The sequence below is a fragment of the Ruegeria sp. S263 genome, assembly GCF_056780525.1.
Map to the genome: position 1 here is coordinate 2,060,843 of NZ_CM165558.1, position 21,637 is coordinate 2,082,479.

General features: G+C 56.0%; 21 protein-coding genes. 1 reads left to right on the top strand and 20 read right to left on the bottom strand.

The window, feature by feature from the left end; translation table 11 throughout:
- Positions 1-107: 107 nt before the first annotated feature.
- The 4 genes from recG to sciP form a co-directional block, all read right to left on the bottom strand.
- Entirely contained in the window at positions 108-2,198 is a 2,091-nt protein-coding gene (gene recG / locus ACT2B1_RS10300; protein ID WP_481667693.1) for an ATP-dependent DNA helicase RecG, read from the bottom strand.
- Entirely contained in the window at positions 2,195-4,321 is a 2,127-nt protein-coding gene (gene ligA / locus ACT2B1_RS10305; RefSeq protein WP_481667694.1) for an NAD-dependent DNA ligase LigA, read from the bottom strand. The genes recG and ligA overlap by 4 nt, the downstream gene beginning before the upstream one ends.
- 123 nt (positions 4,322-4,444) lie before the next feature.
- Positions 4,445-5,161 carry a response regulator transcription factor CtrA gene (gene ctrA / locus ACT2B1_RS10310; protein ID WP_481667695.1) on the bottom strand — a complete coding sequence of 239 codons (717 nt, stop codon included), beginning with the start codon at positions 5,159-5,161 and terminating at the stop codon, positions 4,445-4,447.
- 81 nt (positions 5,162-5,242) lie between these two features.
- Positions 5,243-5,536 (bottom strand): CtrA inhibitor SciP, encoded by a 294-nt coding sequence (sciP, locus tag ACT2B1_RS10315; protein ID WP_481667696.1) that lies wholly within the window; start codon positions 5,534-5,536, stop codon positions 5,243-5,245.
- 128 nt (positions 5,537-5,664) lie between these two features.
- On the opposite strand from sciP, the gene mnmA reads away from it, so the two are divergent.
- Positions 5,665-6,810 (top strand): tRNA 2-thiouridine(34) synthase MnmA, encoded by a 1,146-nt coding sequence (gene mnmA / locus ACT2B1_RS10320; protein WP_171240835.1) that lies wholly within the window; start codon positions 5,665-5,667, stop codon positions 6,808-6,810.
- 10 nt (positions 6,811-6,820) lie between these two features.
- Here mnmA and ACT2B1_RS10325 read toward each other — a convergent pair whose 3' ends face one another.
- From ACT2B1_RS10325 to ACT2B1_RS10400, 16 genes are all read right to left on the bottom strand, one after another.
- Positions 6,821-7,396, bottom strand: coding sequence for a hypothetical protein (locus ACT2B1_RS10325; RefSeq protein WP_481667697.1), 576 nt, complete (start codon positions 7,394-7,396; stop codon positions 6,821-6,823).
- The gene (lpxB, locus tag ACT2B1_RS10330; RefSeq protein WP_481667698.1) at positions 7,389-8,555 is read right to left on the bottom strand and encodes a lipid-A-disaccharide synthase; all 1,167 of its coding nucleotides are present in this window, start codon (positions 8,553-8,555) and stop codon (positions 7,389-7,391) included. The genes ACT2B1_RS10325 and lpxB overlap by 8 nt, the downstream gene beginning before the upstream one ends.
- Positions 8,555-9,349: an LpxI family protein gene (locus ACT2B1_RS10335; RefSeq protein WP_171240838.1), complete on the bottom strand. Its 795-nt coding sequence runs from the start codon at positions 9,347-9,349 to the stop codon at positions 8,555-8,557. The genes lpxB and ACT2B1_RS10335 overlap by 1 nt, the downstream gene beginning before the upstream one ends.
- A 3-nt stretch (positions 9,350-9,352) precedes the next feature.
- Entirely contained in the window at positions 9,353-10,138 is a 786-nt protein-coding gene (lpxA, locus tag ACT2B1_RS10340) for an acyl-ACP--UDP-N-acetylglucosamine O-acyltransferase (protein WP_171240839.1), read from the bottom strand.
- Entirely contained in the window at positions 10,135-10,608 is a 474-nt protein-coding gene (gene fabZ, locus ACT2B1_RS10345; protein ID WP_481667699.1) for a 3-hydroxyacyl-ACP dehydratase FabZ, read from the bottom strand. Before fabZ ends, lpxA begins: the two co-directional genes overlap by 4 nt.
- A gap of 72 nt (positions 10,609-10,680) precedes the next feature.
- Positions 10,681-11,208 (bottom strand): OmpH family outer membrane protein, encoded by a 528-nt coding sequence (locus tag ACT2B1_RS10350; protein ID WP_481667700.1) that lies wholly within the window; start codon positions 11,206-11,208, stop codon positions 10,681-10,683.
- Positions 11,209-11,272: 64 nt separating this feature from the next.
- Positions 11,273-13,633 (bottom strand): outer membrane protein assembly factor BamA, encoded by a 2,361-nt coding sequence (gene bamA / locus ACT2B1_RS10355; RefSeq protein WP_481667701.1) that lies wholly within the window; start codon positions 13,631-13,633, stop codon positions 11,273-11,275.
- A gap of 127 nt (positions 13,634-13,760) precedes the next feature.
- Positions 13,761-13,889 carry a hypothetical protein gene (locus tag ACT2B1_RS10360; protein WP_255431721.1) on the bottom strand — a complete coding sequence of 43 codons (129 nt, stop codon included), beginning with the start codon at positions 13,887-13,889 and terminating at the stop codon, positions 13,761-13,763.
- A gap of 90 nt (positions 13,890-13,979) precedes the next feature.
- Positions 13,980-15,332, bottom strand: a complete 1,353-nt coding sequence (gene rseP, locus ACT2B1_RS10365; RefSeq protein ID WP_171121386.1) for an RIP metalloprotease RseP — start codon at positions 15,330-15,332, stop codon at positions 13,980-13,982.
- A 4-nt stretch (positions 15,333-15,336) separates the two neighbouring features.
- Complete coding sequence (gene dxr, locus ACT2B1_RS10370; protein ID WP_481667702.1) at positions 15,337-16,509, bottom strand: 1-deoxy-D-xylulose-5-phosphate reductoisomerase; 1,173 nt, start codon at positions 16,507-16,509, stop codon at positions 15,337-15,339.
- On the bottom strand, positions 16,509-17,291 hold the full coding sequence (locus tag ACT2B1_RS10375; protein WP_481667703.1) for a phosphatidate cytidylyltransferase: 783 nt from the start codon (positions 17,289-17,291) through the stop codon (positions 16,509-16,511). Before ACT2B1_RS10375 ends, dxr begins: the two co-directional genes overlap by 1 nt.
- A complete protein-coding gene (locus ACT2B1_RS10380) occupies positions 17,288-18,019 on the bottom strand; it encodes an isoprenyl transferase (RefSeq protein WP_171121383.1) in 732 nt (243 codons plus the stop codon). The genes ACT2B1_RS10375 and ACT2B1_RS10380 overlap by 4 nt, the downstream gene beginning before the upstream one ends.
- Before the next feature lie 7 nt (positions 18,020-18,026).
- The gene (frr, locus tag ACT2B1_RS10385) at positions 18,027-18,590 is read right to left on the bottom strand and encodes a ribosome recycling factor (protein ID WP_180887223.1); all 564 of its coding nucleotides are present in this window, start codon (positions 18,588-18,590) and stop codon (positions 18,027-18,029) included.
- 185 nt (positions 18,591-18,775) lie between these two features.
- Positions 18,776-19,771: an acryloyl-CoA reductase gene (gene acuI / locus ACT2B1_RS10390; RefSeq protein WP_481667704.1), complete on the bottom strand. Its 996-nt coding sequence runs from the start codon at positions 19,769-19,771 to the stop codon at positions 18,776-18,778.
- Positions 19,772-19,816: 45 nt separating this feature from the next.
- On the bottom strand, positions 19,817-20,920 hold the full coding sequence (locus ACT2B1_RS10395; RefSeq protein WP_171240844.1) for a dimethylsulfoniopropionate demethylase: 1,104 nt from the start codon (positions 20,918-20,920) through the stop codon (positions 19,817-19,819).
- 12 nt (positions 20,921-20,932) lie between these two features.
- Entirely contained in the window at positions 20,933-21,637 is a 705-nt protein-coding gene (locus ACT2B1_RS10400) for a DUF1326 domain-containing protein (protein WP_171121379.1), read from the bottom strand.

Here is a 21,637-nt window from a genome sequence, read left to right on the forward strand (position 1 = left end):
CACCTCCGGTCAGAGCTTTAATCCTTTGTTGACCTTTTGTTCTCACATTTCATTGAGTCGGTAAAGAACTTTTTGAGAACATTTGTGAACTAACGGCAAATTTTTCTCTAACCAACTGAAATCAAACGGATCGCCTGATCCTGCTTCATCAGCCACAGAAGAACACGCACCGCTTGCCCCCTGTCCGAGCTTAGTTTTGGGTCTTTCGCTAGGAAAGCTCTGGCATCCGTTTGCGCGATGGCCATCAGACCGGCTTGCCGCTCAAGATCAGCGATCCGAAATTTGGGCAACCCGGATTGGGCCGTCCCAATAAGGTCTCCGGCGCCGCGCATCTGCAGATCTGTTTCGGATATCCGAAATCCATCCTCGGTTTCACGCAATACTTCCAGACGTTTGCGCCCGCCCTCACTCAGCGGGGGTTGGTACATCAACAAGCAGGTCGAATCCGCTACTCCACGACCGACACGGCCTCGCAGTTGGTGTAATTGCGCCAAACCGAAGATCTCGGCGCGCTCAATGACCATGATGGTGGCGTTGGGAACGTTTACGCCGACTTCGATAACAGTGGTCGCGACCAGAACCTTGGTCTGACCTTCCTGAAACGCTTTCATGGCGGCGTCTTTGTCTGCCGGTGGCATTTGGCCATGCACCAAACCCACCACGTTATCCCCGAGAATTGCTCGCAACCGCTTGAAGCGCTCTTCAGCGGCTGTGAGGTCCGATACTTCGGACTCGTCAACCAGCGGGCACACCCAATAACATTGCCGCCCCTCGTCCATGGCCCGCCGCAAGTGAGTGATCACTTCTTCCATACGGTCTGTGCTGACAACAGCCGTCTTGATGGGTTTGCGGCCCGGAGGCTTTTCATCCAGAACAGACACGTCCATGTCGCCATATTGGGCCAAAGCCAGACTGCGCGGGATTGGCGTTGCCGTCATCACCAATACATCGGCACCACGCCCTTTTTCGGACAGTTCCATCCTTTGCCGAACACCAAATCGGTGCTGCTCATCCACGATCGCCAGTCGCAAGTCGCGAAATTCCACGTCATTTTGGAAGACCGCATGGGTTCCGACCAGAATTTGAATGTCACCCTTTTTTAATGCATCCAATTTGTTGCGCCGTTCGCCCCCTTTATCGCGTCCTGTCAGTATCTCCAGAACAATTCCGGCCTCTTCGGCAAGGGGGCGCAGCCCTTCAAGATGTTGACGGGCAAGTATCTCGGTCGGAGCCATCATCACGCCCTGCCCTCCGGCCTCGACCGCGACCAGCAGCGCCATGAATGCCACCAGCGTCTTGCCGGCACCGACATCCCCCTGCAACAGACGATTCATCCGCGCGTCCGAGGCCAAATCCGCCGCGATCTGATCAATTGCCCGCATCTGCGCGCCGGTTGGCTTGTACGGAAGGCTCGCCAGAACCTTGGATTGAAGCGCGCCTGTTCCAACACTGACAACGCCCCTCGCCTTTCGCTCCCTTTGCCGGGCCAAAGCGAGGGTCATCTGATGAGCGAACAACTCATCATAAGCCAAGCGTTGTCTTGCAGGGGCATGGCTTGCGATATCATCCGCGCCTTGTGGGTTGTGGGCTGCTTTGACTGCAGTTGCCCAGTCAGGCCACTCTTGTTTGGTGACTTGCGCCGGATCAATCCATTCAGCCAGTTCAGGCGCATGGGACAATGCGCTACGAGCTGCTTTGTAAGCCGTCTTTTGCGTTATCCCCTGAGTCAGGTGATAGACCGGTTCAAACTCCGGTATGTCGCAGGCGTTTTCCAACGGAAGCATATGATCGGGGTGAACCATCTGGGCCATGCCGTCGAACAGCTCTAGTTTGCCCGATATCACCCGTCGCGATCCTTCGGGCAGAACCTTTTTCAAGTAATCTCCGCGTGCATGGAAGAAAACCAATTGGAACTCTGCCTGCGAATCCTCGACGTAAACACGATAGGCACCACCCTTATTGCGCGGCGGTCTATGCGGTCCCACCGTCACCTCAACCGTCAAGGTTGTCGGGAGATCAGCGCCCTGGATCGTATCCCTTTTACGTCGATCTATCACTGCATAAGGCAAACCGAAAAGCACATCTCGGGGTGTTTCAACCCCGGCCTGCACCATGGTTTGCGCGGTCTTGGGACCCACTCCTTCCAGTGTTTCTAGCCCGGCAAACAGTGGGAACAGGACTTCGGGCCTTCCGCTCATGACGCGCCGATCAAGGTCAGCCAGCCGTCTTCGTCCAGCGTTTGGATACCCAATTCCGCCGCCTTTTTTGCCTTTGATCCAGCGCCCGGTCCAGCCACGAGCAAATCGGTTTTCTTACTGACCGAGCCGGATACTTTCGCACCCAGGGATTCGGCCCGTGCCTTGGCTTCGGCGCGGGTCATTTTTTCCAGTGTGCCGGTGAAGACAACTGTTTTACCAGCCACAGGACTACCAGAGGTGTCGGGTCTAGTCGCTTTCTGTACGTCCAACTGAGCCACCAGAGCGTCGATGCTGGACCGCTCGGCATTTTGGGCAAATGCTGAAACTAATGCGCGGGCCATGATCTCTCCGATCCCGTCAATGGCCAGCAAATCTTCCCACTCAGGACCGACAAAATCCGCGGCGGCGGTGATGGCTTCTTCGAACTCTTCCCAGGACCCATAATGGTTGGCGATCAGGTTTGACGCGGCTTCGCCCATGTGGCGGATTCCCAGCGCAAACAAAAGACGTCCGAACGGTATGTCCCGCTTTTCATCAATCGCAGCCCACAGGTTACCAGCGCTTTGCGCGCCCCAGCCCTTGCGGTTCGCCAGCTTGTTCAGGTTTGCGGCGTCGCGGGATTGCAGGGTGAAGATATCAACTGGGGTTCTGACCGGAAGATCAGAGTCGTCATAGAACATCTCAATTTGTTTGGCACCCAGACCTTCGATGTCGAATGCCTTACGCGAGACAAAGTGCTTCAGCTTCTCAACGGCTTGGGCTGGGCAGATTATGCCTCCTGTACAGCGCCTTACGGCGTCGCCTTCCTCGCGAACCGCGTCGCTTTGGCATTCTGGGCAAGTCGTTGGGAACACATAAGGTTTTGCGTCAGCCGGGCGTTTCGAAATGTCGACATCCGCAAGTTTGGGAATGACATCACCTGCTCGGTAAACCTGAACCCAGTCGCCGATGCGAAAATCCTTACCCTCCCGAATAATCCCACCTTTGGCGTCGCGCCCGACGATGTAGTCCTCGTTGTGGAGCGTCGCATTAGATACGACAACACCGCCGACTGTCACCGGATGCAGGCGCGCGACCGGGCTAAGCGCCCCTGTTCGGCCAACCTGAATGTCGATCGCCTCAAGCCGGGTCCATGCGAGTTCTGCTGGGAACTTATGAGCAATTGCCCATCTGGGTGTCGTGGACCTGAATCCAAGCCGAGATTGCAAAGACAGGTCATTTACTTTGTAAACGACGCCATCAATATCATACCCAAGCGTTGCGCGCTGCGCTTCGATACTTCGGTAGTGGTTCAGGATTTGGTCCTTGGTGTCACAAACGGCGGTCAGTGGATTGGTCGAAAACCCAAAACCGGCCAATCGCTCAATTGCGCCCATTTGCGTGTCGGCCAAAGGTTCGGACAATTCGCCCCATGCATAGGCAAAAAACCTGAGCGGTCGCGATCGCGTGATTGCCGAATCCAGTTGCCTGAGAGATCCGGCAGCCGCGTTGCGTGGGTTGGCAAAAAGTTTGTCACCCAAAGCCTCCTGACGTGCATTCAGGTCCTCAAAATCCTTGTGAGACATGTAAACTTCGCCCCGGACCTCAAGAATATCGGGAGCATCTGATACGATCTGGGGAATATCGGAAATCGTACGCGCATTTGCTGTCACGTTTTCGCCGACCTCTCCATCCCCTCGGGTCGCTGCCTGAACCAAAATTCCCTTTTCGTATCTGAGCGATAGAGACAAACCATCTATTTTTGGCTCCGCCGTAAAGGACAGCGGCTGCGTATCCGACAAACCCAAATACTTGCGAACTGAGCGGTCAAAATCGACGACATCTTCTTCGCTGAACGCATTTCCAAGAGACATCATTCGGACGGCGTGGGAGACCTTAGAAAACCCGTCAGAAGGTCGGGCACCTACCTGGTCGGATGGGCTGTCCGTTCTTTTCAGGTGCGGAAAGCGGCGTTCAATCTCAGCGTTTCGCTGTTTGAGGCTGTCGTACACGGCGTCCGAAATCTCGGGTGCGTCTTCCGAGTGGTACAGTGTGTTGGCCTGTAAAATCAGCGGGGCCAGCCGTACAAGCTCGGATCGGGCCTGTGCTTCTGTCAGCTCGGATACTGGTGTTGAATCGCTCATGCCCTCGCCCTGTCACGTAATCTTGGAACTCAGTGATAGGGCGAGGTTATTCTCACGTCCAGACGTGCCGTTCACAGACTGAAGGTACCGCTCTGAACCAACGGCCAGATTTCAAAATCCGGGTTACGCACCGACCGCCACCCGCCTGTCGACCATTCTGTTACTTTGTGGGTCTCGCAGGACGTATCCCCTGCCCCAGACTGTCTCGATATAGTTTTCGCCGCCCGTCGCGTTGCTGAGTTTCTTGCGGAGCTTGCAGATAAAGACGTCGATGATCTTGAGTTCGGGTTCGTCCATGCCGCCATAGAGGTGATTCAGGAACATCTCCTTGGTCAACGTCGTGCCTTTGCGCAAACTCAACAGTTCTAGCATCTGGTGTTCCTTGCCGGTCTGGTGCACGGCTTTGCCTTCGACTTCAACCGTTTTGGCATCCAGGTTCACCGCGTCGCGGCCCGTGTGGATCACGGATTGGGAATGGCCCTTTGATCGGCGAATGATTGCGTGAATACGTGCAACCAGTTCTTCACGGTGGAAAGGTTTGGTCATGTAGTCGTCAGCACCAAAACCGAAACCTTTGATTTTGCTTTCGGTGTCGTCAGCGCCAGACAGGATCAGGATCGGGGATTCAACCCGCGCAATGCGCAATTGACGTAATACTTCGTGCCCATTCATATCAGGCAGGTTCAGGTCCAGAAGGATCAGGTCGTAATCATAAAGTTTTGCTAGATCGATACCCTCCTCGCCGAGGTCGGTCGCATAGACATTGAGGTTGGCGTGGGTCAACATCAATTCGATGCTTTTCGACGTAGTGGGATCATCCTCGACAAGAAGTATACGCATTTACTGCTCCAATTCGGTTCAACGTACCAATTAGGTTAAGCCTGCTCAAAAATGGTTAACCTGACGTTACCGTTGAATCACTTATTCACTTTCATCTTTAGGTTGTCGACATTTTTTTAAAGCCGTCACTTTCAGGGCGTCTTTTCCATGCTCCGCAACGGCCGAGACCCAGGAATTGAACTCCTCATCGCTCAACCCATACCGTGACTTTGCGTCAGACAGCGTGATCAGGCCGTAAAGTACGCCGCGAACAACAACGATTTTTCGCGACGCCACCCATCGTGTCGTGTCCGCAGGAGGAAGGTCTGCGCGCGACAAAACCGTTCCATCCGGTAGGGTTACGGATCGTGGTCCTTCAACTTTGTGCAAATACATCTTCATAACCTTTTCTGCTGCGACAACGCTGAAGCCAGCGTACTTAACGCTGGGTGAAACCACCCCTTGAGAGTGTGTAGAATTTTCCTATATTCTGCCGGTCTTTCTTAATCCGCACTGGAATCGTCATGGCCCTCGATACCGAGACACCGTTGAACTCGCTTGGCATTGCTAAACCCCCGTCGGAAACGCGGGTGGTTGTGGCCATGTCCGGCGGTGTGGACAGTTCTGTTGTGGCGGCACATCTGGCCGATCAGGGCTATGACGTCGTGGGTGTGACGCTGCAGTTGTATGACCATGGTGCGGCGCTGGCTAAGAAAGGCGCGTGCTGTGCAGGGATCGACATTCACGATGCGCGGCGCGTAGCGGAAGAACGCGGCTTTCCGCACTACGTTCTGGACTATGAGAACATCTTTAAGGACGCGGTGATCGACGAGTTTGCCGACAGCTATCTGGCGGGCGCCACCCCGGTGCCCTGCATCCGCTGCAATGAGCGGGTAAAGTTCAAGGACCTGCTGGAAACCGCCAAGGACCTTGAGGCTGACTGCATGGCCACCGGTCACTATATTCAGCGCAAGATGGGCCCGAACGGCCCGGAATTGCACAGCGCCGAGGATGCGAACCGCGATCAGTCCTATTTCCTGTTCTCGACGACGTCTGAACAGTTGGATTTCCTCCGGTTTCCGCTGGGCCACCTGCCCTCGAAAGACGCGACGCGCGAGATGGCGGCGCAATACGGGCTGGCCGTGGCCGACAAACCCGATAGTCAGGACATCTGTTTCGTGCCCGATGGCAACTATGCCAGCGTGATCGAAAAACTGCGCCCCGGTGCGGCTGAACCCGGCGAGATCGTCCATGCCGACGGTCGTGTGCTGGCACAGCATAACGGCGTAATCCACTATACGATTGGCCAACGGCGCGGGCTTGGCATTGGCGGCCTGAGCGAACCGCTTTATGTCGTCAAGCTGGACGTGGACAAGAAGCAGGTGGTTGTCGGCCCCAAGGAAATGCTGGCAACCCGTACAGTACCCGTGCGCGAAATCAACTGGCTTGGGGATGAGCCGTTCACGTCGCGCGAGGAATGGCATCTGAAGGTCAAGGTCCGGTCCACTCGCCCACCGCGCGAGGCGATCGTTCGCCCCCTGTCAGACACCACCGCCGAAGTCGAGCTGCTGACGCCCGAGGAGGGCATTTCTCCGGGTCAGGCCTGTGTCTTCTACGCGTCTGAAGGCAGCCGAATCTTTGGCGGCGGCTGGATTTGGCGCGGCTACTGATCCGCTAAAATCACATGGTGTCGGTTGGGCTGTTGATCAGGATATAAAGACCGACGGAAACCATGATGTAAGGGGCTATTCTGTCCAGTCGTGCGATGCGTGGACCAAGGTTTTGCGCACGAGGGGCACCCCAGCTCGCCAAGGCAATCAACCCGGTAAGCGCGAAGGCCGCACCGATCAGTGCGGTTGCCCGGAACGCAGGTGTTGAATCCGCCAACAAAGGCGTCATCGCCGCAAGTGTGTCGATTGACAGGCTCAGAAACAGGACAACGACCGATGTGACCGCGCCACGCTCAGGTATCTTGTGATCATCTTTCCCGGACATCTGGTGCCAAATACCGCGCAGGCCAAGCGCAAGAGGAACAATCCCAAGATACCCGACCCAGTGCAGAAAGCTCGTTTGATCCAACCCGCTGGCAATAGCGAGCGACAAGGACAGGATCAGAACTTGCGCAACCGCAAAACCGATAACGGCGCGTGCCGTCTTCATCACCATTACCAGACCAAACAACATGACAAGGTTGTCCAAGTTGGTCGAAATCGTCACAATCCCGGCAGAAATGGCAAATAGAATATGTTCAACCATGGCGCGCGGGCAGCCTGTCCAACACCGCTCGTGCCGCACGAAGGCCCGGAGCCTCGCCGCCGCGTCCCAAACGATTCATTGTCACGTCCATCGCTGTCTGCTGCGCCTTGGGGTTGGAATAAACTTCGGCCAAAGCCTCAAATATGAGTTCCGGAGTGCAGTCATCCAGCAGACGTTCCGGGACCGCATGGGTATCAGAGACCAGATTTACGAGGGTGACCGTTTTCAGCTTTACCAAGCGCTCTGCAATTTTCTGGGTCAGCCAGCTGAGCTTGTAGGCGATGACCATCGGTGTGTTTTGTGCGGCCAATTCCAGTGAAACAGTGCCCGAGGCTGCAAGCGCCAAATCCGCCGATGCAAACGCGGCCCGTTTCTCGGCTACGGCTTGATCTGTGGGCAGGTCGCGCGGATCCACAACCACCGGATTGCCCGGCCAGTCTTTGAGATGTTCACGGACCGCATCGACCATATGCGAAACCGTCGGAACAACCACCCGCATGTCCGGGTGATCACGAAGAAAAAGCGTAAGCGCCTGTCCAAATACTGGAGCCAAACGATCAACCTCACCCCGGCGCGAACCCGGTAGAGCAAGCAAAAGCGGAGCATCACCCAATTCATGGGCCGTACGAAAATTGGTGATTTCCTGATCCGAGGCGACTGGCTCAGTGGCGACAGGGTGGCCGACAAAATCACACTCCATCCCCGCCCGTTCCATGTAGGCGGGTTCAAAGGGCAGCAGCGCCAGAACGTGATCAATGACTTTGGCCATTTTATCCGCACGCCCCGGTCGCCACGCCCATACGGTTGGGGCGACATAGTGTACGGTTCTGATATTGCTTTGAGCTTTGACAATCTTGGCGACACGCAAGGAAAAATCCGGGCTGTCGATTGTAATCAGAACATCCGGCTTTATATCCAAAACCGCCTGAGCAGTTTCGGCAATGCGACGTTTGAGGTGAAAGAACTTTGGCAGAACCTCGACCAAACCCATTACCGAGAGTTCCGACATTGGAAAGCGGCTGTTTAGACCCTGCGCCTGCATCAAGGGGCCGCCAACACCGTCGAACTCAACATCCGGAACAAGGCTGCGCAACCCTTCCATCAACGATCCGCCAAGACGGTCGCCCGAAGGTTCGCCGGCAACCAGAAAAACTCGCATCAGTTGGCCCGCTCGCGGACATATAGGAACAGGCCGAGGCGGTCGCATTCTTCAATGACACGCGCCTGATCCAACACAATGACACCGCCCTTTTCGATAACGATTCCGGTCAGACCCGCAGCCACGGCGCCCGAGACTGTGCCGGGGCCGATTGTTGGAAGATCGGCACGACGGTCCTGATCTGGTTTAGGGGCTTTGAACAAAACTCCTCCGCCCGCATCGGGGCGTTGGGTCAGCGATTGCAGCATCCAGTCAGTTCCAAAGATGCTTTCAATAGCAAGCGCTTGCCCTTTTGAGACCGCACAGGCCTGACCGATGTCGGCCGTTCCCATTGCGCGCAGAATACCAGCCGCCCTGTCTACATCGGCCAGATCGCCATCCGACGGCTGCGTGTTAGTCAAACAACCAAGTTGCGGCAACAAGGCCGGTGCGATTTCATGTGCTGCGCGTACCGTCAGACCGGATTCTTCAAGAATGCCGATCACAGCGCGCAGCGCACTATCATCCCCGGACATCAGCGCCTGCTGAATCACGGGCACAAGAGGCATCGTGGCGGCATCAATGCGCGAGGCGTTTATCTGAGGCCGCTTTACAGCGCCCGCCATACAGATTTCGGTGACACCACGCCCTTTCAGATCGGCAATGAAACTGCCCAGATGCTCCAGCGGAAAGACGATATCGGCGGTGAGCTTATCCGGAGTGAACCCTTCCATTGCGCAAATGATCGGTTTGGTTTCGAGGTGGCCAACCACCTCATCCGGCAATGCGCCCGTTCCCGCAATCAGCGCCAGCATGGGTTACTTCCTCGGGGTCAGGAAAGAACGGTCTGTCTGTCCGGTGACAAAATCGACGATCCGTTGCACGTATTCGCTTTCGTTTTCTGCGCCGACACGCTGCGCACGTTCCATAAATGTGCCATCGCCCGTCGATAGCTCACGGAAGGCCGCGCGCAGGGCCGAGATATCCTCGCGAGAAACACCTTTGCGTTTCAGACCAACCAGGTTCAGCCCGTCCAACTCGCCGCGCGGTGCCTGAACCAGCCCATAGGGAATGACGTCGTTCGGCACCATCGTCAGCGCACCGATGATCGCGCCGCGTCCGACCCGGACCCACTGATGCAAACCAGAAATACCACCTACGATCACGTCATCTTCAATGATGCAGTGCCCAGCCGCACCGGCGTGGTTCACCATGATCACCCGGTTGCCGATCTGAACGTCGTGCGCCACGTGAACGCCTGCCATCAACAGACAATCATCCCCGATCCGGGTCACGCCGCCACCGCCATCCGTGCCCGTATTTACTGTCACATGCTCGCGGATTCGATTGCGCTTACCGATCTCAAGTCGGGTATTTTCGCCGCCGAATTTCAGGTCCTGCGGAATCTCACCGATCACCGAGAAATTGAAGATGACCGTGTCATCCCCGACCGAGGTATCGCCGGTCACGACCACATGCGATTTCAGCTCGACCCGGTCGCTCAGTTTGACCTGAGGCCCGACATAGCAGAACGGCCCGATGATGCAGTCTTCACCGATCTGCGCACCGTCTTCGATGATTGCGCTGGGGTGAATGCCGCTCATGTCGTTTTTTCCATGCCCCAATCAACATAGGCCGAGAATTCAGCTTCGGCGGCTACCTCGCCTTCAACAGTCGCGCGGCCGCTGAACTTGAAAATCTTACCGCCTTTTTTACCACGCACAGTTTCCACATGCATCTCAAGCACGTCGCCCGGTACGACTTTGCGGCGGAATTTGCATTTGTCGATATTCATGAAATAGATCAGAAGTTCGCTGTCAATCACATCCATGCCCACGCCCAACATCACACCGGCGGTCTGCGCCATCGCCTCGACGATGGTGACGCCCGGCATGATCGGAGTACCTGGAAAATGCCCCTGAAAATGCGGTTCATTCATGGTGACGTTCTTGATGCCAACCGCAGACTGATAGCCCGAGATGTTGATGACCTTGTCCACCAGCAGAAACGGATAGCGGTGCGGCAATATCCGCTGGATCAGCTGAATGTCTGCGCTCTTGGTTTCCGTACTCATGATGAAGGTGTCCCGTTCTGGATTTCTCTTTCCGGCGTGGTTAGCAACACCGCGACCCAAGGGCAAGCAAACCTATTCGTTCGCCTGGTTTTCTATTGTGCTTCCGTCCCCGATTACCACGTTAATCCGGGCAATCGCGGATTCGGTCACATCTGTGCGGTCCGAGCTTAAAAAGACACTTGAACGTTCTATAATGACAGTTGCTCCGGATTCACGAAGCAGGTCTATCAGCACGGGCTGAATCAACTCAAAAAACATCTGCTGGGCTTCTTCACTTCGCCGAGCAAGTGCGTCCAGCTTTGCCCGCTGCCCGTCCCGATGGGATTGCACCTTTTCATCGAATGCTTCAGCCAGCGGTCGAAACTCTTCCGGCGGAAGCTCGGCCCGTTGCTCTGTTAAGTCTTTTTCTTCACGACTAAGCTCAGCAACGATCCGTTCATTCTCTTCGGCCAGCAATGTGCCCTCAGCCTCGATCTCACGCAGGACACGTTGGCCAAATTCGGAATCTGCGAACAGACGCTCACTGGAAATCGTCAGAACCGCCGTTTGCGGAACCCCCAGTTGCTGAGCCTGAGCAGGACCGGCAAGGAAAATGAGCAAAAAAACACACAGGGCCCGAAAGGGGCCCTGCAGTTTAAGAGATAATGTGTTCATCATCCTCTGGTCAGAATTGCGCCTGAATGGTCAGGTCGAAATTCTGCTCCTGGTCGAAGTCTTCTTTCTTTAGTGCCTTCGAGAAGTTGAACCGCAAAGGTCCAAACGGTGTTTCCCAAAGCACCGACACCCCTATGACGTGGCGAATTGAGCCATTTGCACCAACGATATCAGCACCGGCCGTATTCACATCGTCGATGTTATACAGGTTACCCACGTCATAGAACACGCCACCGCGTAGTCCCAGTTCCTCGGGCAGGCCCAGCGGGAAGTCCAATTCAAATCTGGCAACCCAGTAGTAGTTGCCGCCAATCGCGTCGTCCTGACCGTTGGACAGATCGCGCGGACCAAGACCCGCGGGTTCAAAGCCGCGGAACGTGTTCGGACCAAGCACAAACCGGTCGATCGTCCGGCTAAAGTCGTCGCCTCTCCAATGCAGTGCACCCGCTTCAAGCGTGGCACGCAAGACGACTTCTTCGCTGAGCACACGGGTTTGAGCGATCGCTCTGGCGGTTGATTTGTAGTACTCGTTGTCTCCGCCCAGTCCGGCGGCATCAAGACCAACTTCGAACAACACACCAGCATTCGGGTTCAGACCGCCAATCCGGCTGTCGTACACATAGGAAACGCCCAAGGAACTGGTTGTACGCTTACCCTGATCAATCTCTGACGAAATCACAGCGCCGTTTACTTCGTCATCCTGTTGCGTCATCTCGCTGCGGTCCCAGCCATAGCGCACGCGCAAGGCGGAAAGTTCACCAATCGAGTAGCTAAGCTGTGGGTTGAAGAAAACCCGTTCTGTGTCGTAGCTTGCAAAGCTCGAGTTCGTGGACGCAAGGCCCAGACCAAGATCAAAACGCAACCTACGTCCCAACAGGTAGGGTTCGGTGAAGTTCAGCGTATATTGCTCGGCATCCTGCGCGGTCGACAGGGTCACACCCAGATTCTGACCTCGGCCAAGGAAGTTCAATTCATTCAGGCCGATTGCAATCCCGAAACCGTCGGAAACCGAGTAGCTACCACCAAGGCTCAGCGAGCCGGTCGGCTGCTCTTCCACGTCCACGTCGACGATGACCTGGCTGGCCGTCGAGCCTTCGCGCGGTTCAACGTCTGCCACCGCAAAGAAGCCCAGTGCACGGATACGTTCGGCTGCCTGCCGGATTTCGCGCGGATTGAAAGGATCGCCTTCAACGGTGTCGAACTGACGGCGAATGACACGGTCCAGCGTTGTGGTGTTGCCTTCAATGTCGATGCGTTCAACAAAGATACGCGGTCCTTTGGTCAGGACGAACTGAACATCCAACGTCAGGTCGCGTGGGTTACGAGTGACACGCGGTTCGACGCGCAGGAAATCAACGCCCTGCTTGATACCCAAACGCTCCTGACGAGCGATCGAGTTCTCAACCAACGACGGTGAATAAGTCACACCGGGCTTGATTTTTAACGCCTGCTGATACGGAGCCGCATCGACGCCGGGAATTTCGCTGACAGTCGAGATCTTACCGAACGAGAACTTTTGCCCTTCGGTGATATTCATCACTAGGAAGAACGCATCACGTTCGCGGGTGAATTCCACATTCGCGCTGTTGACGCGAAAGTCGACATAGCCGCGAGACAGATAGAAATCGCGGATGACCTGTTTGTCGAATTCGATCCGGTCCGCGATAAACGTGTCGCCCCGCAGGAAAGTCCGCAGGAAATTGGCTTGCTTGGTCTCAAGCACCCGACGCAAGCGGCGGTCGGAAAACGCGCGGTTGCCGACAAAGCTGACGCGCTCAACCTCGATTGTCGTGCCTTCAGCAATTTCAAAGACAAGATCAACGCGGTTGTCGCTGCGGCGTATGATGCGCGGAATAACGGTGGCCGACACCCTGCCCTGCGCCGAGTAAATCTCTGCGATCAGATCTGCGTCGGCTTCGGCGACCTGTGGCGTGAACACGCGGCGTGGCTGAGACGAGATTGCTTCGATCAGAACGTCATCTTTTACGCGGCGGTTTCCTTCGATGCTGATCTGGTTGATCGTCGGGTATTCCTGAACCTCGATCAGCAGAGTATTGCCGCGCGGGGTCAGTTCGACTGTCTCAAAAACACCACTGTCAAGCAAACGCTGAAACGCGTCGTTCAATTCTCCGGCGGTCACGGTCTGACCGGGCTGGATGCCAGTACGGGCAATAATCGTGGATGTTTCGATCCTACGGTTCCCGTCAACGTCGAAGGAATTGATGGTGTAACTCTGCGCCTGTGCGACCTGCGGCGCCGACACTAAACTCACTAAAACAATAAGGGAAAAAACGGATAGCGTTCGCCACAAAATATTGTTTGTTAGCTTCTGCCCCCCGCAGGATGTGCCTGCGCCTCGCCTATCAGTCATATTTTTCTCTACCCAAATTTTCAGGACTTTAGGTTTGAGTAGCGGTATTCAGAAATCTTGTCAAAAGCCCAAAAAGTAAAGCGACCCAGAAGGTCGCCAACTGTTGTTTTTCAGTGGAATGCGAGAATCACATCGTGATCAGATAAGCGCATCCAAACATCGCCAAAGCGGTCGCGCCGAAGAACAGGATCGAGTCCCAGTTCAACAGGAATAGGAAGCTGAAGCTTTTATACGACTTTTGCAGGGCCCGTGTCATGGCATCCTCTGAAACAATCATCCGATTGCCATAGAGATTACTCATAAATTGGGGCGGAATTGCGGCCTTTCCGCGCCGAACGCGCCACAATCAGCAGAACAAATCGTTGGATACCGAGAAAAGCATCAAGCCCAAGATCAACGATACACCGACACCCATCAGCACGCGCAGTACACCATCGCTGGGTGGTTTACCTGCAACCGCCTCGTAAGCGTAGAAAACCAGATGCCCGCCATCCAAAGCCGGGATGGGAAACAGGTTCAAAAGACCAACCGCCGTCGACAGTACCGCTATGAAAAAGATGAAGTTCTGCGCGCCTTGGCTTGCCATCGCCCCTGAGGTTTCGGCGATACCGATAGGCCCTGACATGTTACATGTACTGATAGCACCTGTAACCATATGCCAAATCCCCGAAAGGGATCCTTCAACGATCCGAATTGTCTGCCTTACGCCACCGGAAAGGGAATCGCCGATACCCGCCGGTTCCGTAGCTGGTTCCAGCATCATGCCGCCGACAATCCCGATCCGCCAATGGGTGACAAAACCGCCGTCCGGCTGAGGTTCATCGGTGCGGCGTGGTGCCAGCGCAAACTCCAGCTCCGCTCCGTCGCGCCATACATCCAGCAAAAGAACCTTGCCGTCAGACGCTTCCACATGGTCCTTCAACTGTTCGAACGCAAAGATCGGCTCACCGTCAACCGCAGTGATGACGTCACCCTGCTTCAGGTCGATATCCATTGCGGCGCTGCGCGGGGCCACCTGCTGGATTAACGGAGGCATCAGCCAGGGGGCGGAAACGTCCAATGTCTGACCATCTCTGACGACCGTGTAGTCCAGCACAGGTTCAACTGGTAGCGCTTCCAAGAATTCGGACCACACCCCCTCTTCTCCAAATTCGGGTAGTGGAACGCCTGCGATGGCGATGATCTCATCCCCGTCACGAAGCTCCTGAACCGTACCCGGCAAGGGGGCGAGTGCGCCAACCGTCAACGGCTCTTTCGTTACGCCCTGAGACAGGAAGATCATCCCAAAAACCAAGATGGACATGGCGAAATTGAAAACCGGCCCGGCAGCGACCGTAGCCGCACGTGCCCAAAGCGGCGCGCCATGCATCGTTCTGCGCAACTCTTCCGGGCTTTGCTGCGTGATCTCGGACATGGCGGCTTCGTCCTTGCCCGATGCCGCATTGGCGTCGCCCAGAAATTTCACATATCCGCCAAAGGGTAGCGCCGCGATCTGCCACCGTGTTCCACGCTTGTCGACTCGGCTCCAAAGGACTGGGCCAAACCCGATCGAGAATACCTCGGCGTGGATCCCAGACCACCGACCCACGATATAGTGGCCGTATTCATGCACCGCCACGATCACCGACAACGCAATGACAAACGCAACAATGGTGTAAACCAGATTACCGAATTGGGGGATCAGTGAAAGTACGTCCAAAATTCTATCCTGCGCGTTGGGCTACGGTTTCATCTACCCACTTACGTGCCAGATGGTCCGTTTGCAGCACGTTATCAAGTGTCAAAGGGGCATCAATAAGGCTGCTTTCGGCCTCTGCTCTGTCCAGAGCGGTTTCGACGATGTCAGCCATTTCCAAAAAGCCGATCTTGCGGTCGATAAAATGATCCAGCGCCCGTTCCTTGGCCGCGTTGAAGATTGCGCCTGACAACCCGCCCCGCTCCATCACATGACGCGCCAGCCTTAGGGCCGGGTATCGTGCCTCGTCCGGGTCGTGGAACCGAAGTTGACCCAATTTTGCAAGGTTCAACCGGTCAACCGGCAGGTCGCGTCGGTCCGGCCAATTCAGGGCGTATCCTATGGCGTGACGCATGTCGGGCGCACCCATATGGGCCATGACCGCGCCATCAGTAAATCCCACCAAGGAATGAACGATGGATTCGGGATGAACCAATACTTCGATCTGACTTGGTGCGACGCCGAAGAACTCTTTTGTCTCAATCAATTCCAGGGCTTTGTTGAACATCGACGCGCTGTCGATAGTAATCCTCTGGCCCATATTCCAATTTGGGTGGCTTGACGCCTGTTCGACCGTGGCGCTTGCCAAATCGCTAAGGGGCCAGTCGCGAAATGCTCCGCCGCTTGCCGTTATGATGATACGTTCGACGGCCTGCATATCCTCGCCAACCAGTGCTTGAAACACGGCAGAGTGTTCGCTGTCGACAGGCAGAAGCTTTGCGTCATGCTTGCGCGCTGTCTCAAGCACTAGAGCGCCTGCGCAGACCAGCGTTTCCTTGTTGGCCAGTGCAAGGGTTGCGCCTTGCTTCAGCGCCTCAAGGCCAGGCGGAAGGCCTGCCGAGCCGACAATGGCCGACATAACCCAGTCTGCCGGACGCGCGGCTGCTTCGGTCAGGGCTTGCTGTCCGGCGGCCGCTTCAATACCGCTGCCCGCCAATGCGTCGCGAAGATCGCCCAGCCTGTCCTCGTGGGCTGTCACAGCCAAGTCGGCGTTCAAACGACGCGCGTCCTTGGCAAGCTGTTCAATCTTGGCGCCCCCAGTAAGTGCAACGACGTCATATGCAGACGGGTCCCTGCCAATCAAGTCTATCGTGTTTTGACCGATGGAACCCGTCGCGCCAAAAATTGAAACTTTGCGCATTACATTGCACCCGGAGTGTAAATCAGACCGGCAATCAACACGAACAACGCGGCCCCCATCATCCCATCGAAGCGATCCAGAAAGCCACCATGGCCAGGGATAAGGTTCGAGCTGTCCTTTACTCCGAACTTACGTTTGGTGGCGCTTTCTATGATGTCTCCGGCCTGACTTGCCATCGAAGCCAGTACCGAAACCAGAACGAACAAGACGCCAAATCCGGCATAGACGGCAAAAATAGTCCCGACCACCGCAGCGGCGACCCACCCGCCGGCGGTGCCCGACCACGTTTTCTTAGGGCTGACTTTCGGCCAGAATTTCGGGCCGCCAAATGCCTTGCCGACGAAATAACCCGCAACATCTGTGGCGACCACGACGGCAATCAACCAGACCATCCAGCCAAAGCCCATATTTTCGCGGATTGAGATGAACCCAAGGCCCGCAGCGGCAATCCACACGGCAAACAGTGCATATGTCCCCTTGGCGCGACTGATCTGCCCCGCCCCGACAAGGGCTGGTGCCAGCAGGAACGGCAACTTACAAAGCGGCGGCACGTGGTAGCTTAGAACAACGGCCACACCCGTCAGGATAGACAATTGCACAGCCACCGCAGTTCGATCCGGGTCGATCATCCGGACCAGTTCCCATGTCATCAGGCCACAAGCAATTGCGATGAAGGCTTCAAACCAAAGACCGCCCAGCCAAACCTCGATCGAGCCAATCGCGACAAGAACTGCCGCCGACAGGACGCGCGCCGTCAGGTCAGACCATCGGCCTTCGCTCATGCTGAAATTGCTCCGAACCGACGCTCTCGCGTCCCGAAATTGCGGCACAAACGTTCGAGTTCCTCTGCGGTGAAATCAGGCCACAGCGTGTCGATAAACTCATATTCCGAGTAGGCGGATTGCCACAGAAGGAAATTGGAAATCCTTGCTTCACCGCTTGTGCGTATAACAAGGTCAGGATCCGGAAGAACATGTGTGTCCAGATACTTGGGCAGGGTTTCCTCATCCACATCTTCTGGTTTCAGACGCCCTTCCGCGACATCCTTTGCCAGACGTTTGGTGGCCCGTGCGACCTCATCCCGACCGCCATAGTTGATGGCAATGGTCAAGTGTACCAGATCATTGTTCTTGGTAGCGTCTTCCAGAGTATCCATCAGGTCGATAAGCTTTCGATCCAGACGAACGCGATCACCGATGAACCGAACCCGCACCCCATTGTTGGTCAGGTTTCGTGTTTCCTTGATGATATAGCGCCGGAACAAACTCATCAGACCGGCAACTTCTGCCTGTGTGCGTTTCCAGTTTTCGGTCGAGAACGCAAAGACGGTCAGATATTTTACTCCCAGGCCCGGGCACGCCTCGACCACGTCACGCACGCGGCGCGCGCCTGCCTGATGCCCGAACAGGCGCGGCCTGCCCCGTGCCTGAGCCCAGCGACCGTTGCCATCCATGATTATGGCAACGTGACGAGGACCATCCACTGGTGCAGTATGTGCGGTGTCGGGCATAGTGGCGTCAAACCTGCATGATTTCAGACTGTTTCGTTTCAAGCGCGGCGTCGACGGACTTGATCATCTCGTCGGTCAGGTCCTGAACTTCGCTTTCCCAGAACTTCTGGTCGTCTTCGGACATTCCGTCAGCCTTGGCTTTCTTGATCTGGTCCATACCGTCACGGCGTACATTGCGGATCGAGACCCGTGCATGTTCTGCATACTGTCCCGCGACCTTGCCAAGCTCGCGGCGGCGTTCTTCGTTCAATTCGGGGATCGGCAGCATAATGATCGTGCCGTTCAGTTGAGGGTTAATTCCCAACCCGCTTTCACGAATGGCCTTTTCGACTTTGCCGACAAGACCTTTGTCCCACACGTTGACCGTAACCATACGGGGTTCGGGAACGTTTACCGTGCCAACCTGATTGATTGGGGTCATGGAGCCATACGCGTCAACCATTACTGGTTCCAGCATCGACGCTGACGCGCGACCAGTCCGCAGTGACGCAAACTCGGTTCTGAGGTTGGACATGGCGCCATCCATGCGGCGCTTTAGATCGTCAGTGTCCAGTTCGAAATCGTCAGACATGCTGCTCACTCCCCGTCTTCAGGTGCTATTTGCTAGGCTCATAAGACATCACGGTTGGGATGTATAGCAATGATGATGGGGAAATGCGTCAATGACCAGAGTTGTTTCCGGTATTTTCGAGTTCTTCAGAAGGCAAAAAGACCGACCGGTCCACTGACCGGTCGGTCCCCAGGAAGACTTCGGGATCAGGCGTTTACGTCTACAACAACACGCCCTTTAACCTGCCCTTTAAGGATATCGCCCCCCAATTGTGGCAGATCATTCAGCGTGGCGGGTTGAATCATCGCATCAAGCTTGTCCATCGGCAGGTCGGTTGCCACCCTTTGCCACGCACGCACGCGGTTTTCATAAGGCTGCATCACGCTGTCGATGCCCAAAAGATTCACGCCACGCAACAAGAACGGAATGACCGAGGCCGGAAGCCCTGCCCCTCCGGCCAGACCAACCGCTGCAACGGATGCCCCATACTTCATCTGACCCAGAACGCGCGCCAGCATCTCGCCGCCTACCGCGTCGACGCATCCCGCCCACGTTTCGCTCTCCAACGGGCGTTTGACAGTCTCGTTCAGGTCCTCACGCGGAACGATGGTGGTCGCACCCAGTGATTTGAGGTATTCGCCCGCTTCTGGGCGGCCGGTGACGGCTGCGACCTCATAGCCGAGATTGGCAAGAATTGCGGTCGCTACAGATCCGACACCACCAGCGGCGCCAGTTACCAAAACAGGTCCGTTACCAGGTGTCAGACCGTGGTCTTCCAGCGCCATTACGGCCAGCATGGCCGTGAATCCCGCAGTACCAACTGCCATCGCCTGCCGTGTGTTCAGTCCGTCGGGCAAAGGCACCAGCCAATCGGCCAAAGCGCTGGCTCTTTGCGCATATCCACCCCAATGAGCTTCGCCGACGCGCCAGCCGGTTGAAACCACTTTGTCACCGGGTTTGTAGCGATCGTCGGTCGAAGATTCGACTGTACCGCTGTAATCGACGCCGGGCACGTGAGGATAGTTTCTGACCAGTCCGCCGCCCTTTGCAGACAAGCACAGGCCGTCCTTGTAGTTCACGGTAGAATATTCGACAGCCACGGTGACTTCACCGTGAGGCAGGTCATCAGTCGAAAGCGGCTTTATCGAGGCGCTTGCAAGCCCGCTTTCTTCATCCTTATCCATAACCAGCGCGTTAAACATATGATTTCCTTTCATTTCTTGTGTGCTGCACGTCTGGCGACGTGATCAAATCCAGAATTTTTCCTGAACGACGGCGCGGCGTGTTCCTTGCGGTGTTTCAACCATGACTTCAGTTCCCGCGTCCCAATGGCTCAGCCGGAGCATCCCAATCGACACGTTTGTCTTGAAGTCAGGGGACCATGCGGCCGAGGTCACCTGCCCTACCCGTTTACCGCCGGCCAAAATCGGCCACGTGCCATGACAGGCAGGTACCGGGTCTCCGTCGATTGCCAGGGGCCGAATTTGCTGAACCGGGCCCTCCTTGGCCACGCGCAACAAAGCGTCCCGCCCGATGCAACCGATGGCCGTATGCGTGTTGCAGAACTTGCCCAAGCCACATTCATGCGGCGTGTTGTCGTCGGTCATATCATTGCCGTATGACAGTAAACCGCCTTCGATGCGTTCAATTAGGTTCGGACATCCCGCACGAACGTTCAGGTCCTTTCCTGCCTCGAACAAGGCGTTCCACAGCGGCATCCCGATGTCGGACCCTTCGACATAAATCTCGAACCCGCCCTGTTTGGAATACCCTGACCGGGCCACGGCCAGATCGCGCCCTTGAAAGTCGAACATGTCGAACTTGAAAAAGCGGACGTCCCGAACGCGATCACCAAAGACCCGTGACATCAATTCGTCCGCCTTGGGGCCTTGCACTGCAAGCGGTGACACGTCTGGCTCATCAACGAGCACGTCTAGACGGTATCCGTTCGCAATGCCCTTGACCCACAGCAGCAAATCGCTGTCTGCAATCGAGATCCACCAACGGTCTTCAGACAGTTTCACTGCGACGGGATCATTCAACATCCCGCCGGTTTCATCTACGATGGGAACATAGAAACACTGCCCCGGAAGCATGCCCCGCAGATCACGCGGAGTCAGCATCTGCATCAAGCGCGTCGCTTCTGGCCCGCGCAATTCCACCTGCCGCTCGCATGAGACATCCCATACCTGAACATGGGTTTTCAGATGTCGGTAATCGTCTTCGACGGATTCGAAAACCGTTGGCAAAAGCATGCGGTTGTAAACCGTGTATGCCTTGACACCCGCAGCCTCAACGCCTTCGGAAAAAGGGGTACGGCGCAAACGACGGGAAAGCGAAATCTGTGCCATTGCAAATCCTCGCTACTTGGGGCCGTGCCAGTCGATCGGGCAGATTTCCGCAGACTTTCCACCAAAGTCCCAGACCCTGCCATAATCGCGCACCTTGGACTTTGTTCCACGGGCGACAATGATATCTGGCCCCATCCAGTATTTGGAGTTGGATACCATGACCGGATGGTCGGCATCTTTGCCTGCCATCATTTCGATCTCGCCCTGAATTTTGCGGCCAATCGAGATGCGGCGTTTGTTCCCGTCACGCTCAATCTGCACCGGGGCGCGTTCGGCGCCAATTATTTCGCTTACCAACATGGTGAACAGACCGGTTGTACCGCCCGCCTGACCGCTGAAGATTTGCAGCAAGCCGTTATAAGCTTTTCCGCTGGAACGTTCGTCCACGTAGGCGGCGACTTTCCATTGGCCCTCGCCCATTCGACCCGGAATATCGACCAACAGCCCGACATTCAGCCCCGAGAGGTCTTCGCCTTCATAGTGACCTTCGTCGATGATCACGCCCATCCATGCATGGCAATGCCCTTCCGTCGGAGGGTGCGCCCCCAGGGATACGACGCATGGGCAGAACACATCGCAGGAACAGTTAAGTATCAGCTCACCCTTGATCGCCCAATCTGTCGGGCTCATTTCGCGCCGCTTTGGATTGGGCATACGGCTGTCGATGCGCTGGCTGATCGGTAAACGGTCAGCGTCTTGTTTTCTGTTTTTAGCCAT